This window comes from Thermopolyspora flexuosa, from assembly GCF_006716785.1.
Lineage (GTDB): Bacteria > Actinomycetota > Actinomycetes > Streptosporangiales > Streptosporangiaceae > Thermopolyspora > Thermopolyspora flexuosa.
Genome location: NZ_VFPQ01000001.1, coordinates 2,643,439 through 2,657,331 on the forward strand (window position 1 = coordinate 2,643,439; position 13,893 = coordinate 2,657,331).

At 75.4% G+C, this 13,893-nt stretch carries 13 protein-coding genes and 1 riboswitch; of the genes, 4 read left to right on the forward strand and 9 right to left on the reverse strand.

The features are described from left to right. Positions 1–429: 429 nt before the first annotated feature. A complete protein-coding gene (locus FHX40_RS11150; protein WP_142259539.1) occupies positions 430–1,593 on the reverse strand; it encodes a coiled-coil domain-containing protein in 1,164 nt (387 codons plus the stop codon). A 106-nt stretch (positions 1,594–1,699) separates the two neighbouring features. On the opposite strand from FHX40_RS11150, the gene FHX40_RS11155 reads away from it, so the two are divergent. Then, positions 1,700–2,752 (forward strand): tyrosine-type recombinase/integrase, encoded by a 1,053-nt coding sequence (locus FHX40_RS11155; protein ID WP_142259540.1) that lies wholly within the window; start codon positions 1,700–1,702, stop codon positions 2,750–2,752. A gap of 353 nt (positions 2,753–3,105) precedes the next feature. Here FHX40_RS11155 and FHX40_RS11160 read toward each other — a convergent pair whose 3' ends face one another. From FHX40_RS11160 to FHX40_RS11180, 5 genes are all read right to left on the reverse strand, one after another. Continuing rightward, a complete protein-coding gene (locus FHX40_RS11160) occupies positions 3,106–4,002 on the reverse strand; it encodes an RNA polymerase sigma-70 factor (RefSeq protein WP_142259541.1) in 897 nt (298 codons plus the stop codon). Positions 4,003–4,105: 103 nt separating this feature from the next. Next, entirely contained in the window at positions 4,106–5,290 is a 1,185-nt protein-coding gene (locus tag FHX40_RS11165; protein ID WP_142259542.1) for an NAD(P)/FAD-dependent oxidoreductase, read from the reverse strand. A gap of 511 nt (positions 5,291–5,801) precedes the next feature. Beyond that, the gene (locus FHX40_RS11170; RefSeq protein WP_142259543.1) at positions 5,802–6,260 is read right to left on the reverse strand and encodes a hypothetical protein; all 459 of its coding nucleotides are present in this window, start codon (positions 6,258–6,260) and stop codon (positions 5,802–5,804) included. Between the two features lie 20 nt (positions 6,261–6,280). Next, positions 6,281–6,691 carry an RrF2 family transcriptional regulator gene (locus tag FHX40_RS11175; protein ID WP_373286846.1) on the reverse strand — a complete coding sequence of 137 codons (411 nt, stop codon included), beginning with the start codon at positions 6,689–6,691 and terminating at the stop codon, positions 6,281–6,283. Positions 6,692–6,941: 250 nt separating this feature from the next. Continuing rightward, a complete protein-coding gene (locus tag FHX40_RS11180) occupies positions 6,942–7,877 on the reverse strand; it encodes a sulfite exporter TauE/SafE family protein (protein WP_142259544.1) in 936 nt (311 codons plus the stop codon). A 148-nt stretch (positions 7,878–8,025) separates the two neighbouring features. On the opposite strand from FHX40_RS11180, the gene FHX40_RS11185 reads away from it, so the two are divergent. Continuing rightward, entirely contained in the window at positions 8,026–8,358 is a 333-nt protein-coding gene (locus tag FHX40_RS11185; RefSeq protein WP_142259545.1) for a YnfA family protein, read from the forward strand. An 18-nt stretch (positions 8,359–8,376) separates the two neighbouring features. Here FHX40_RS11185 and FHX40_RS11190 read toward each other — a convergent pair whose 3' ends face one another. Continuing rightward, the gene (locus tag FHX40_RS11190; RefSeq protein WP_142259546.1) at positions 8,377–9,063 is read right to left on the reverse strand and encodes a TioE family transcriptional regulator; all 687 of its coding nucleotides are present in this window, start codon (positions 9,061–9,063) and stop codon (positions 8,377–8,379) included. Positions 9,064–9,153: 90 nt separating this feature from the next. Between FHX40_RS11190 and FHX40_RS11195 the strand changes: the two genes are divergently transcribed. Next, positions 9,154–10,323: an erythromycin esterase family protein gene (locus tag FHX40_RS11195; RefSeq protein ID WP_142259547.1), complete on the forward strand. Its 1,170-nt coding sequence runs from the start codon at positions 9,154–9,156 to the stop codon at positions 10,321–10,323. A gap of 55 nt (positions 10,324–10,378) precedes the next feature. On the opposite strand, the gene FHX40_RS11200 is transcribed toward FHX40_RS11195, so the two are convergent. Further along, the gene (locus tag FHX40_RS11200) at positions 10,379–10,693 is read right to left on the reverse strand and encodes a DMT family transporter (protein ID WP_142259548.1); all 315 of its coding nucleotides are present in this window, start codon (positions 10,691–10,693) and stop codon (positions 10,379–10,381) included. A gap of 35 nt (positions 10,694–10,728) precedes the next feature. Further along, positions 10,729–10,783, reverse strand: a riboswitch (guanidine-III (ykkC-III) riboswitch). A 375-nt stretch (positions 10,784–11,158) separates the two neighbouring features. On the opposite strand from FHX40_RS11200, the gene FHX40_RS11205 reads away from it, so the two are divergent. After that, positions 11,159–12,988: a potassium/proton antiporter gene (locus FHX40_RS11205; RefSeq protein ID WP_142259549.1), complete on the forward strand. Its 1,830-nt coding sequence runs from the start codon at positions 11,159–11,161 to the stop codon at positions 12,986–12,988. Between the two features lie 369 nt (positions 12,989–13,357). On the opposite strand, the gene FHX40_RS11210 is transcribed toward FHX40_RS11205, so the two are convergent. Continuing rightward, entirely contained in the window at positions 13,358–13,768 is a 411-nt protein-coding gene (locus FHX40_RS11210; protein ID WP_142259550.1) for a DUF6157 family protein, read from the reverse strand. Positions 13,769–13,893 lie beyond the last annotated feature (125 nt).

A 13,893-nucleotide genomic window follows, 5' to 3' on the forward strand; every position in this document is an offset into this window, starting at 1 on the left:
CACGCTGGCGGGGCCGGGCGGGAGGGCGCTGCGACGGGCCCGCAGTGGCCGTGGCGTGCCGCCGCGACGAGGCGCGTGTCGGCCGGCACGCCGGCGCGAAGTCTCGGGCGAACGCCCGGCGGCGGCCGGCGCGCCACCTGTGAGCACCGAGTGGTACACCACGGCTGGAGAAGGGCGACATCGGCGGCGTGCCGGACGAGGTGCTCGAGGCGGTGGCCCGGGCCCCTGCGCCTGAACCAGGACGAACGCGCATACCTGTTCGACCTCGCCCACGCCGCCCGGGCGACCCGCCGCGTCCCCGCACGCCGCAGGGACGCGCCGATCCCGCCGCGGGTCCGGTGGCCGCTCCACTCCTGACGATGTCGGGTATCGAGGGCGCGCCGGCGCCGCGCCGCCCGATGTCCGCCGTCACGCGGTCCGCTTCGCCGCCTACGGCGTCCCGGGATCGGCCTCGGGAGCGTCGCGGTGTTCCGCTTCGGAGTGCGGCGGGCCGTCCTGGTGCCGGGAGCGGGTGCCGGCGAGGGTCGCGCGGAGCCGGTCGAGTTCGTCGCGCAGGCGCTCGGCCTCGCCGCGGGCGGTGGCGGCGGCCTGCTCGGCCACCGCTGCCGCCGTGACCGCACGCTCGCGTTCCCGCTGGGCCGTGGCGAGCGACTCGCGTGCCTCGGCGAGTTCGGCGCGGAGCCGTTCGGCCTCACCACGGGCCGAGGTTGCGGCCTGCTCCGCCGCGGCCGCCGCCGTGACGGCGCGCTCGTGGTCGCGTTGGGCGGCGGCCAATGCCTCGCGCAGGCGGGTGATCTCCTCGGCGCGGGCCTCGGCGATGCCGCGTGCCTGGTCGCGCTCGGTCTCGGCGGCGCGGGCGCGCTCGCGCTGGTCGGCCAGCTCGCGCCGCGCCGCCTCCAGCTCGCCGGTGCGCGCGGCGAGCTCGTTTTCCAGCTCGGTGATCCGGGCGGTCAGGCGGGCTGCCTGGTCGGCGGCGTGCCGCCGCTCGGCCTCGAGGTCCGCCGTGGCCTGGCGGGCGCGTTCCTCGGCGGCCGCGGCGGCGGCGCGGGCCTCCTCGGCGGCGCGCTCGGCCAGGTCACGCGCCTTGGCGTGCTCACCGGCCTGCTGCCAGGCCTGGCGGGCGCGTTCCTCGGCCCGGTCGCGCTCCTGCTCGGCGCGTTCCCGGTCCCGGCGGGCGGCGTTCACCTGCGCGGCCGCGGTGTTGGCGGCGGCCACGGCGCGCTGCTCGGCGGCCGCGGCGGCGGCGCGGGCCTCCTCGGCGGCCTGCTCGGCGGCCTCGGCCTGGGCCAGCAGGCCGCCGCTCAGCTCGGTGAGCCGTTCGCGCAGCGCGTCCTGGGCGGCCTGCCAGCGCTCGCCCGCCTCCAGCAGCGGGCCGAGCAGTTCCTGGGCGCGCGCCAGCGCACCGGCGACCGGGGCGGCGTGCGCGCTGGTGCGGGCACGGTAGGCGGCCGCGCGGCAGGCGTCACTGCAGTAGCGGGCGCGGCTGCTGCGCCCCGGGAGGGTGTTGGTGCAGCCCGGCCCGGCGCAGCGCGGCGCCGATGGGACCGGCGCGCCGTCGGCGGCGGGCGTCTCGGCGGTCTGCTCCTGCGTCACACCCGCATCATAGCGTTCCGAACGAACGAAACACGCTTGCGTGCGTTCGCGAACGCAGAAATCAAGATCGGTTAGACATTATGAGAATGCCCGTTATCATCGTGTCGTGACGAGCGTGGAACCGGACCGCACCCAGACCCCGCCCACGGGCGCCCTCGTGCCCGTCGCCACCCCGCTGCGCGGGCGCCCGCCCGCGCGCACCGCCCAGGAGCTCGCCGACCTCATGCGCGGGCTCGGCCTGCCGCAGCACGTGCTGGTCCGCACCGCCGCCTGGCTGTCCAGCGACCGGCGCCGCTCACCCCGCACCCACGACGCCTACGCCCGCGACCTGTCCTGGTGGCTCGCCTACCTCGCCGCCCGCGGCGTCGACCCGCTCACGGTGCCCGCCACCGAGGCCGACCTGTACGCCGGGGCGCTGCGCGCCGCCGGGCTCGCCGACGCCACCCGCGCCCGCCGTATCTCCGCCGCCTCCTCCTGGAGCCGCTACCTGGCCCGCCACGGCGACGCCACAGACCCCTTCGCCGGCATGGACCGGCCCAAGGCGCCCAAGCACTCCACCACCCGCGGCCTGTCCCGCGACGAGCTCGCCCGCATGCTCGACCACGCCCGCCGCCACGAGTCGGCCCGCACCTACGCGATCCTCGCCGTGCTCGTCGTCACCGCCTGCCGCGCCTCGTCCCTCATCGGCGCCGACCTGTCCGGCTACGGCAGCGACCGCGGCCACCGCACCCTCGACGCCCCGGTCAAGGGCGGCCACACCAAACGCTGGGTGCTGCCCCCGTTCGCCTGCGAGGCCCTCGACGCCTACCTCGCCGAACGCGGCACCGCCCCCGGCCCGCTGTTCGTCACCTCCACCGGCAGGCGGCTGACCCAGCCGTACCTCCACGAGATGATCAACCGGGTGGCGCGCGCCGCCGGGGTGCCGTTCCCGATCTCCCTGCACAGCATCCGGCACAGCGTCATCACCGACCTGCTGTCCGACGGCACCCCGCTGCACATCGTCCAGGACCTGGCCGGGCACGCCGACCCGCGCACCACCCGCCGCTACGACCGCGCCGCCGGCGCGCTCGACCGCTCCCCCGCCTACCACCTCGGCAGCCGGTTCGAATCCGCGCTGGCCCGACTCGACCAGGACCGGGCCGACCGCGCCGAGCCGTAAACCGCCTACGCGGCCGCCCCGTGACCCGGACCGCACGCCCGGTCTGTTGGGCGGCCCGGGCGACACCTCTCCGCCCCTATCGCCTCCGCCGCGATGGGAGAACCGGCCGTCTCTCCGGCCGCATTCGGCGGACGCGCTGAGCTCCTCACCGGACCAGAGGCTCCCTACTTGGGTGCGTTCCTCCCCGCGGCTTGGCGCTGATCTCCCTGCGGCCGCCGGGCACGCCGCCGAGCCTGCGGGGCCGGGTCTCCCGTACGGTCATCCTGGGGAGGGGCCGGGCGCGAGCCGTAGCCGTCTCCCCGCCCGCACCGAACCCGCCTCTCCTGACCCGTCCGTGCGGCCGCGCCGGTGGGTCAGCGCAGGGTGAGCGGGGTCTGGCGGTCGACGCGGGTGAGCTTCTCCGGATTGCGGACGTAGTAGATGCCGGTGATGCGGCCGTTCTCGACCCGCAACGCCACGACACCGTCCAGCTCGCCGCCGACGCGGACGACGAGCGCGGGGCCGCCGTTGAGCAGGGCGAGGTGAGCGGTGACCACGCCGTCGGCCCTGTCGAGGATGCCGGCGATGAGGCGGACCACCTTGCCGGCGCCGACGATCGGGTGCAGCGCGGCCTGCCGGAGCCCGCCGCCGTCGCCCACCCAGACGACGTCCGGGGCGAGCACGTCGAACAGGCCCTGCAGATCCCTGGTCTCGATCGCGCGCCAGAACGACTCGGACGCCTCCCGGGCCTCACCCAGCGAGGCGGCCCGGCGGGGACGGCGTGCGTCGACGTGCCGGCGGGCGCGGTGCGCGATCTGCCGGACCGCCGCCGGGCTCTTGCCGACCGCCTCCGCGATCTCCTCGTACGGCGCGCCGAACACCTCGCGCAGCACGAAGACGGCGCGCTCGGTCGGCGACAGCGTCTCCAGCACGACCAGCAACGCCATCGACACGCTCTCGGCCAGCTCGACGTCCTCGGCCACATCCGGCGAGGTGAGCAGCGGCTCGGGCAGCCACTGCCCGACGTACGCCTCCCGGCGGCGCTTCAACGCCCGCAGCCGGTTGAGCGACTGCCGGGTGGTGATCCGCACCAGGTAGGCGCGCGGGTCGTCCACCCGTCTCACGTCCACCTCGACCCACCGCAGCCAGGTCTCCTGCAGCACGTCCTCGGCGTCGGCCGCCGAGCCGAGCATCTCGTAGGCGATGGTGAACAGCAGGTCGCGGTGGGCGACGAACGCCGCGGTCGCCGCGTCGATGGCCCGCTCGCCCATGATCCTCTCTCCGGTTCCCGCACGGCCGTACCGCGGCCGCCCGCCTCCTCCGGCCCCGATCCCGCCCCGGGCCGGGGATGTCTCCCCGGCCCGGGGCAGGGGCTCAGCGCACCGGCTGCCTCTCCCGCCGGGTGCGCGCGGGCTGCCGGGTCGCGCCGCCCGCGGCCCGCCGTCCGCGCCGTGCCGCGCCGCGCGCCTCACCGGCCAGCCGCCACAGCGTGCCGCGGCAGACCAGCTCCTTCAACGCCGCCCCCGAGCGCCCGCCGACGTAGGCGCGGGTCGCGGTGTCGTCCCTGCGGCAGATCTGCACGACCCCGGCCTCCCGGCCCAGGCTGATGCACTGGGCGGCGAACCACACCTTCACCGGCGACGGGTCCGTACCCCGGATCCGGGCCAGCACGGTCTCGGCGGCCTGCGGCCCGACCTGCATCGCCGCCTGGCAGCTCATCCGGTACGGCCAGGCGGACGGCGCCGCCGCGTCCCCGGCCGCCACGATCCGCGGATCGTCGACGCAGGTCAGCGTCTCGTCGGTGACCAGGCGGCCGGCCGCGTCGGTGCGCAGCCCGCTGCGCGCGGCCAGGTCCGGCGCGACGAACCCGGCGGCCCAGATCATCACCGCCGCGGGCAGCTCACGCCCGTCGGCGAGCCGTACCCGCCCGGAGGCGACGGCGGTCACCTCGGTGCCCGGGCCGGCGAGCACCCGTACCCCGAGCCGCTCCAGCCGGCGGGCGACCGCGCGGCGGCCGGTGGCGTGCAGCGACGGGGCGAGATCGCCGCCGCACACCAGGGTGACCGGGCGGCCCTGCCCGGCCAGCTCGGACGCGGTCTCGACGCCGGTCGGCCCGCCGCCGACCACGACCAGCGGTGCGGAGACAGGCGTGGTGCGGATGTCCGCCCGCAGCCGGTGCGCCTCCTCCAGGGTGGTGATGGGGCGGGCGAACTCGGCCGCGCCGGGCACGCCCGGATCGGCGCCGACGCTGCCGACCGCGTAGATCAGGTAGTCGTAGCCGAGCGTGTCCCCGTCCGCCAGTGCCAGGGCGCGGCCCGCGGCGTCGATCCGGGTCACGGTTCCGGCCACGAGGCGGACGCCGTCGGCGAGGATGTCCCGGTACTCGACCACCGCGTCGTGGGTGCCGGCGGCGAGCTGGTGCAGGCGGATCCGCTCGGTGAAGTGCGGGCGCGCGTTGATCAGGGTCACCGCCACATCGTCACGCCCGGCCAGGCGGTTGGCGGCGCTCACGCCCGCGTACCCGCCACCGATCACGGCCACCTCGATGGTTCGCGGCATGGTCTCTCCTTCGTCTCAAGGGTTCGACCTGAAGACACCGCGCCATCGACCGGCGTGACAGGGTGTGATGCGGATCACGCACTGCGGCGCGGTCGCGGCAAACGCGGCCACCGCCTCTTCGGTGATCCGGCGTTCCGGGCCTGTCCGTGCGGCGTCGCAACGGCGCTTCGGCGGGTGCGCGGCTCGGGGCGAGCACGACCATGCGCTCCCCATGAATCGCCGGGCGCGGGCGGCCACGCCGCTGTGAACGAGCGGAGCGCGGAGCGCCGGTCGGACCCCCGCCGACACCCGCCCAGCAGGGCATGTTTGCCCGGAGCTTGAGCTGTGGCCCATGCCGGCGTGCCACCGACCGTGACGGCAGTGGTCGTACCCCCTTGGCAGGCGAGGCCTGGCTTGCGGGGACGCCGGCGAGCCGCCTCATCGCCCGAGGCCGCGCCCACGCCGATCGCCGTGCCGTACCGGGTGAGCTCCCGGGCCGCACCGGCACTTGCATGCCGTGCCGCCACGCTCATCACGCCACGGGGCGGCCGGGCCGGTCCCGGCGGATCGCGGCCAGGAAGGCCCGCACGAACGCGTCGCCCTCGTCCGGGCCGTCGAGCCGGTCGGCGAACAGCGCGACGGCCGTGCCGTGGTCGCCGATCTCCGCACGCAGCCGCCGCCAGGTCCGCAGGTTCGGGTGACGTGACCCGGGGTAGGCCTCGGCGGGCTCCAGCAGGCGGATCGCCCGGTCGAGGTCCGCGGCCGTCATCGGGATCGCCCGCACGCCGCAGCGGTAGCCGGTGACCGTGGCGAGCACGACCGCGGGCAGCAGGTGGCCGGTGCCGGCGTTGACCCGGTCGACGACGGGCCGCCCGCCGGCCTGGTGCCCGATGCCGTGGGCGACCGGCCGCCGCCAGGACGGCCCCAGCGCCGCCTCGAACTCCGCGATCTTCGCCGCGATCTGCTCGGCCGTACTCCACCGTTCCCGCACGCGCCGATCATCCCACGGGGCTAGGTCGCGCCGCCCCCGGCCGCCGCGGCGTGGGCGGAGGCGACCACGTCGGCGAGCGTGATCTCGCCGAGCAGGGCGTTCTCGTGGTCGTAGAGGCGTTCCAGGATCTCGGTCAGCGGGGCGGCGGCGCCGGAGAAGCGGGCCGCGGGTGGCTCGACGCCCTCGGTCACCCGGATCACGTCGGCGAGGGTGATCTCGTGCGCGGGGCGGGCGAGCCGGTAGCCGCCCTCCGGGCCGCGCTGGCTCACCAGCAGCCCGGCCCGGCGCAGGTGCAGCAGGATGTTGTCGCAGAACCGGCGCGGGATGTCCTGGTCCGCGGCGATCTTCTCGGCGTGCATGAGCCCGTCGCTCGCCGCCAGGGCCACCATCGCGCGCAGCGCGTACTGGGTCCGGGCGGAGATGCGCATCATGCCGCCCACCGGCACGCGGCGGTACGGCACGGCGCCGGCAGGCCGGCGGTGCGGGCGCGGCGGCCGGGACGGGCGGGTCGCAGTCGGTGGTGGGTGGCTGTCGCGGTCACGGGATCACTCCTGGTCGTCGTGCGGATCGGGCATCCGTGTCGGGTCGGGTGCGGCCGGTGCCGCCGGTGTCGAATGCGGTTCGGCCCGGCTCCGGGGGCGGAACCGGGCCGAACGAGGGGCCGTACGGCCGGGTGCGGGGTCAGGCGGGGGTGGGCTCCTCCGCCTCGCGCCTGCGCAGCTCGGCCTCGATCGCCTCGACCGACTCCTGCTCCTTGTGGCGGCGGTACTCGCGCACCGAGTAGGCGACGGCCGCGGCCCAGATCACCGCGATGGCGACGTACGCGATCGTCTGGACGTTGCCGGGCGCGTCGACCCAGTCGCTGCGCAGCAGGGTGCGGGTGTTGGTGAGGATGATCAGGCCGCCGACCGCCGAGCCGAGGATGCGCGGGGGGATGTGGCGGACCAGCCAGGCGGCGATGGGGGCGGCGATCACCCCGCCGGCGAGCAGCACGGCCACCCAGGCGAAGTCGATGTTCTCCGAGCCGAGGCCGACGAAGAAGCCGATGCTGGCGGCGATCGCGATGAGGAACTCGCTGGTGTCGATGGAGCCGATCACCTTGCGGGGCGGGATGCGGCCGCTGGCCAGCAGGGCCGGGGTGCCGACCGGGCCCCAGCCACCGCCGCCGGTGGCGTCGATGAACCCGGCGAACAGGCCGAGCGGGGCGAGGAACCGCTTGCGCAGCGGCTTGCCGAGGTTGTCACGGCTGAGGCCGAAGGCGGTGAAGCGGACGAGGATGTAGACGCCGAGGGCCAGCAGGATGATCGACATGATCGGCGCGGCGACCTCGGTCGACAGGCTGGACAGGAAGGTCGCGCCGGCGAACGCGCCGAGCGCGCCGGGGATGCCGATCTTGGCGATCACCTTCCAGTCGACGTTGTCGAAGCGCCAGTGGGAGATGCCGGAGGCCAGCGTGGTGCCGATCTCGGCGAGGTGCACGGTGGCCGATGCCGCCGCCGGGTTCGTGCCGATGGCGAGCAGCAGCGTGGTGGACGTGACGCCGTAGGCCATGCCGAGGCTTCCGTCCACGAGTTGCGCGGCGAAGCCGACAAGGCCGAGCAGGATAAGCGATCGCACCACATCCCCTTTCCCGGTTATTCCGACTTTATGGGTAGGAATAATACTCATTACGGGAGTCGCGGACGTCAAGTCACGTTCCGGTCACACCCGGGCACACGCGACCCTGCGCTGCGGCCACCCCTACCCGCCTGGTGCAATGGCCGACGTGACGATCCTGCGTTCCCTTGCGCTCTTCGCCCTCGCCGCGCTGCTGGAGATCGGCGGCGCCTGGCTGGTCTGGCAGGGCCTGCGCGAGCAGCGCGGCCTGATCTGGGCCGGCGCCGGCGTCATCGCGCTCGGCCTGTACGGCCTGGCCGCCACGCTGCAGCCCGACCCGCACTTCGGCCGCGTGCTCGCCGCCTACGGCGGGGTGTTCGTCGCCGGATCGCTGCTGTGGGGCGTGCTCGTCGACGGCTTCCGCCCCGACCGCTGGGACGTCATCGGCGCGCTGATCTGCATGGCCGGCGTGCTGGTGATCATGTACGCGCCGCGCGGCTGAGCCGCGCCGCCCGGCCGGTCAGCCCTCCCGGGCGCGCAGGTAGGCGTGAAGGCCGGCGGCGCCGGCGAGCATCGCCCGGCCCCGGGCGGACAGCCGCTCCCGCCAGCCGCGGATCGCCGACTCCAGCGGCTCCACGCCCCCGGCCGCCCGCACCTGGGCGATCAGCGGGGCGATCTGCTCCAGCAGGTAGCCGCCCCGCCGCAGCTGGTGCACCAGCCGGGCGTCCCGCACGTCGGCCGCGCCGTACACCCGGTAGCCGGTGCGCGGATCGCGGCGCGGCGACACCAGCCCGGCCTTCTCCCACTTGCGCAGCGTGGCGGGCCGCACGCCCAGCCTGCGGGCGAGCGCGCCGATGTGCACCCCACCCGGCTCGGGCGGCGGCGCGGGCACAAGGTCGCGCAGCGCGGCGTCGACCGCCTCGAGGGTGCGGCGGTCCTCCAGCAGCCGGCCGTGGCTCTCGTCGATGAGGCGCAGCGCCTCGTCGACCGCGCCCCGGTTGACCGCCTGCATGATCGCCGTGGCCGTGGCGTGCCCGTGCCCGGCCGCCAGCGACAGAAACGCCCGCAGCGCCGTGGCGTGCAGCGGGGTGTAGACGCGGTGGCCCGCGGCGGTGCGCCCGGCGGGCGGCAGGATGCCCGCGCTCTCGTAGTTGCGCACCGCCTGCGTGGACAGGCCGTGCTCGCGCGCCAGGTCCACCGGCCTCATGGCTGCCTCGACGATTGAAGGTTCACCGCCCCGAACGCCTGGAAAAGCGCGGAAAGTTTACATCGAGGGTTCAACGATACCGTAAAAGGTATGGAAATCAGGGACTCGGCCCGTCCGCTCGACGGCGCGGGCGTATCGGCCTTCCTGCGCTCGCTCCCGGCCCGGCCCGACCTGCTCGGCCTCGGCGAGGCGGTGCACTTCGTCACCGAGCTGGGCGAGGCGCGCAACGAGATCTTCCGGTACCTGGTCGAGCACGAGGGCTACCGCGCGTTCGCCATCGAGAGCGACTGCCTCAAGGGGCTGCTGGTCGACGCGTACGTCACCACCGGCGCCGGTGACCTCGACGAGGTCATGGAGCGCGGCTTCAGCCACGGCTTCGGCGCCTTCGCCCCCAACCGCGAGCTGGTGGCCTGGATGCGCGAGCACAACCGGCGGCACGGCACCAGCCTCCGGTTCTTCGGCTTCGACGGCCCGCTGGAGTACTGGGCGGCCAGCCCGCGCGAGGCGCTCGCCGGCCTGTACGCGCTGGTCGACGGCCCGCCCTGCGCCTGGGACACGATCGACGAGCTGCTCGGCCCGGACGAGCGATGGTCGGACCCGGCCACCGTGATGGACCCCGCGAAGTCGGTCGGCCAGAGCGAGCAGGCCCGGCGGCTGCGGCTGATCACCGACGATCTGGTCACGCTGCTGGAGACCCAGGCGCCGCGGCTGAGCCCCGCGGACCGGGAGCGCGCGGAGCTGTACGCGCGCACCGCCGTCGGCCTGCTGCGCTACCACCACTGGATGGCCGACACCTCCCCGGCCCGGGTGTCCCGGCTGTCGGCGGTACGGGACGCGCTGATGGCCGCCAACCTGCGCGCCATCGCCGCACACGGCCCGGTCCTGGTGTTCTCCCACAACCTCCACCTGCAGCGGAGCCGGAGCACGATGCGGCTCGGCGACCAGGAGCTGGAGTGGTGGAGCGCGGGCGCGCTCGTCGGCGCGCACCTGGGCGACCGGTACGCGTTCATCGCCTCGGCCCTGGGCACGTTCGGCGACGACGCCCCACCCGCGGGCACCCTCGAGGGCGCGCTCGCCACGCTCCCGTACGACCGCGCGCTCGCCGACGCCCGCGCCCTCGCCGCGGCGGTTCCCGGCCCCGCCAGGCGCGAGTCGCCGCACTACGCCTACTTCCCCCTCGACCCGGCCCACCTCGACCTGATCGACGGCGTGCTGTTCCTCAACCGGGCCCGCGTCCCGGACTGGCCCCGGCAGGGGTGACGCCCGGCATCCGCCCGGGCCCGTGCGGTCCGGGCGGCGCCGCCGCAGGGCGGGGTCAGTGCAGCAGCTTGAGCCCGACCACCCCGCTGATGATCAGCGTGAGGCAGATCAGCCGCCCGGCCGTGGCCGGCTCGTTGAGCATGACCATGCCGTACACCGCGGTGCCGACCGCCCCGATGCCCACCCACACGGCGTACGCGGTGCCGACCGGGATCGAGCGCAGGGCGTAGCCGAGGCCGAGCATGCTCGCCGCGAGAGAGATCCCGAACAGCACGGTGGGCCAGGGCCGGGTCAGGCCCTTGGACTCGGCGAGCGCCACGGCCCACGCCGTTTCGAGCATGCCCGACACGATCAGAACGATCCACGCCATGGGTCGGCGACCTCCGCGAGACGGCCTGCGATGATGCCGCGTCGTCTTGTCCTGCCGGGTACGACGCACTCGTCCGGGGCCTGCCCGCGCGGCCGCGGCGGCCGCCCCGACGCTATCACCCGCTATCCCGACATAGAGTGTTCTTTACATGTTGCTGCTAAATCCTCCGCAATCATGACTGGCTTCGGGCGCCGCCGCGAAGGTACGGTGAGACTGCACCACGCTGGGCCACTATGGTGTCTCCCGCCACGGGCGGGAGCGCGACCGCAGGGTGCCGGCGACATACGCCCGCCGGTCCGCAGCAGGTGCGCGGACACGGGCCGGGACGGCGGTCCCGTCCGCCACCACCGGGTGCACACCGGCCGCGCCCGCGGCGCCCGGCGATGACGCCGTCGGCATCGGCATGAGGGAGACCACGACACGATCAGCCGCCGCACGGCGGCCGGGAAGCGAGCACGCGAACGCATGAGTCTGCCGCAGCTGTACATCGTGCTGCTGGTCGGTGGCCTGGTGCTGTTCGCCGGAATCGCCGCCGTACGGACCGCCGGGCGGCTCGGCCTCCCCAGCCTGCTGCTGTTCCTCGCCCTTGGCGTGTTCCTCGGCGAGGACGGGCTCGGCATCCCGTTCGACGACGCCGCCCTCGCCCAGACGCTCGGCGCCGGGGCGCTCGCGGTCATCCTCGTCGAAGGTGGCCTCAGCACGCGCTGGAACGATATACGGCGCATGCTCGCCCCGGCGGGCATCCTCGCCACCCTCGGCGTGGTGATCAGCGTCCTGGTCACCGCGGCGGGCGCCCACCTGCTGCTCGGCATGGAGTGGCGGCTCGCCTTACTCCTCGGCGCGATCGTCTCCTCCACCGACGCCGCCGCGGTGTTCTCGGTGCTGCGCGGCCTGCCGCTGCCCCGCCGCCTCGCCGGGCTCGTGGAGGCCGAGTCCGGGTTCAACGACGCGCCGACCGTCATCCTCGTGCTCGTCTTCAGCGCCGCCGGCGCCCTGCCCGGCCCGCTGGAGATCGGCTGGCAGATGGTCTACCAGATCGCCGTCGGCATCCTGTTCGGCCTGCTGTTCGGCTGGGGCGGCGCCAAAGGGCTGCGGTACGTCGCGCTCCCCGCCAGCGGCCTGTACCCGCTGGCCACGCTGGGCCTGGGCATCACCGCGTTCGCCGCGGCGGGCGCGGCCGGCGCCTCCGGCATCGTCGCCGCCTACCTGTCCGGCATCATCCTCGGCAACTCCGAGCTGCCGCACCGCGCGGCCACCCGATCCTTCGCCGAAGGCGCCGCCTGGCTCGCCCAGATCGGCCTGTTCGTCATGCTCGGCCTGCTGGCCGACCCCAGCGACCTGCCCTCGGCGCTCGTGCCCGGCCTGGTCGTCGGCCTGGTCCTGCTGCTCGCCGCCCGCCCGATCTCGGTGGTGCTCTGCCTGCTGCCGTTCCGCATGCCCTGGCGGTCCCAGGCGTTCATCTCCTGGGCCGGGCTGCGCGGGGCCGTGCCGATCGTGCTCACCACCTTCCCGATCGTGGCCGACGTCCCCGGCGCCTGGCACCTGCTCAACATCGTCTTCGTCATCGTCGCCGTCTTCACCCTGATCCAGGCCCCGTCCCTGACCGTCGTCGCCCGCAGACTCGGCCTCGCCGAGGACGAGCAGGCCCGGCAGATCGGCATCGAGTCCGCGCCCCTCGACGCGCTCGGCGCCGAGCTGCTCACCGTCACCATCCCGCCCGGCTCCCGGCTGCACGGCGTCGAGGTCGGCGAGCTGCGGCTGCCCGCCCCCTCGGCGATCGGGCTGATCGTGCGCGACCGCCGCTCCAGCTTCGTCCCCACGCCCGACACCCGGCTGCGCGAGGGCGACGAGCTGCTCATCGTCACCACGATGGCCGTCCGCGAGGCCACCGAACGCCGGCTGCGCGCGGTCAGCCGCGGTGGCCGCCTCGCCCGCTGGTTCGGCGACGACGGCGGCCCCGAGCCGCCGAAGCGCACCGCCGCGCCGCTCCCCGCCATCGGCTCCACCGCCACCGGCCGCCGCGGCGCCAGGCCGAGCGACGGCCACGGCGACCAGGGCCGGTCCCGGCGCCCGGGCCACCCGCCCCGTCCCGCCGCGCCGCCCACGCCCGGCGAGCGGTCACCGTCCCCGCACATCCGGCCCGACGGCGCCCGTGCCCCGCACATCGCGCATCCCCCGGCCGCCCTGCCCGGCCCGCAGCAGCCCAACGGCACCGGCACGACCCCCTCCGCGCAGGGCCCGGCCGGGGAGGAGAACGAGCCCTCGGCGCGGCCCGCCGGGCATCGTCCCGGCTGACCACGAACCCCATAGGATCGCCAACGACCGTGCCGGGACGTACGGCCGAAAGGGGGCGGCATCCCGACGGTTCGTGGTGGCTCCCCAGCGGCGGGGATCGGCGTCACCCGTGGCGCAGCGGCCCGACCGACCGGCGGCGCGAGAGCCGGCGGGCCTGGTACCGGACGCCACGCCCATCCGCCCCGAGATCATCGGGCGGGCACGACCCGCCGGACCGTGCGCAACGCCGGCCCCCTCGAGGCGAACCTCGCCGCGATCCGCCACGCAGCTCCCACGCCGGAGACGCGGCCACGGTCACCGTCGGCGGCGACGGCGGCGGCGTGGCCGGCCCGTCGCTGCGCGGCACACGGCCCCGCGCCGCGGGTGTGATCAGCGGCGGGAGGTGCGCATCGCCTTCACCACCGTGTAGCCCTCGCCGCCCGCCACAATCCGCCGGTACTCCTCCGACTCCATCGGGCACAGGGCGATCCGCCCCTCGCCGTCGAACAGCAGCCCGAACCCGTACCGCTTGGGCAGCGGCGAGGCGCGCAGGCACGCCCGGCTCTTGGAGAAGAACTCATCCCGCAGCGCGGCCAGCTCGTTCTCGCCCAGCTCGCCGAAGTCGGGCCGGCGGCGCACCCAGATGAGGAACAGCACGTCCTCCTGCGTCAGCCGGTACGGCTCGGCGGCGAGCATCTCGTACTGCAGCGCGGCGACCGTCTTCCTCTCGCCGCTCGGCACGACGGAGGCGTCGACCGGGCAGTCGTCCGCCACGGCGATCAAGGTCCGGTAGTAACCCATCGGCCGCTCCAGGCAATCCGCTGGTGGTCGCTGGTCATCCGGCCGCGCGCGCCGAGCCGTACGGCCCGGCCCAGAGGCACCCCTGGAGCGCGGCGCCGCTCCAGGCTAGACGGCATCCCTGACAA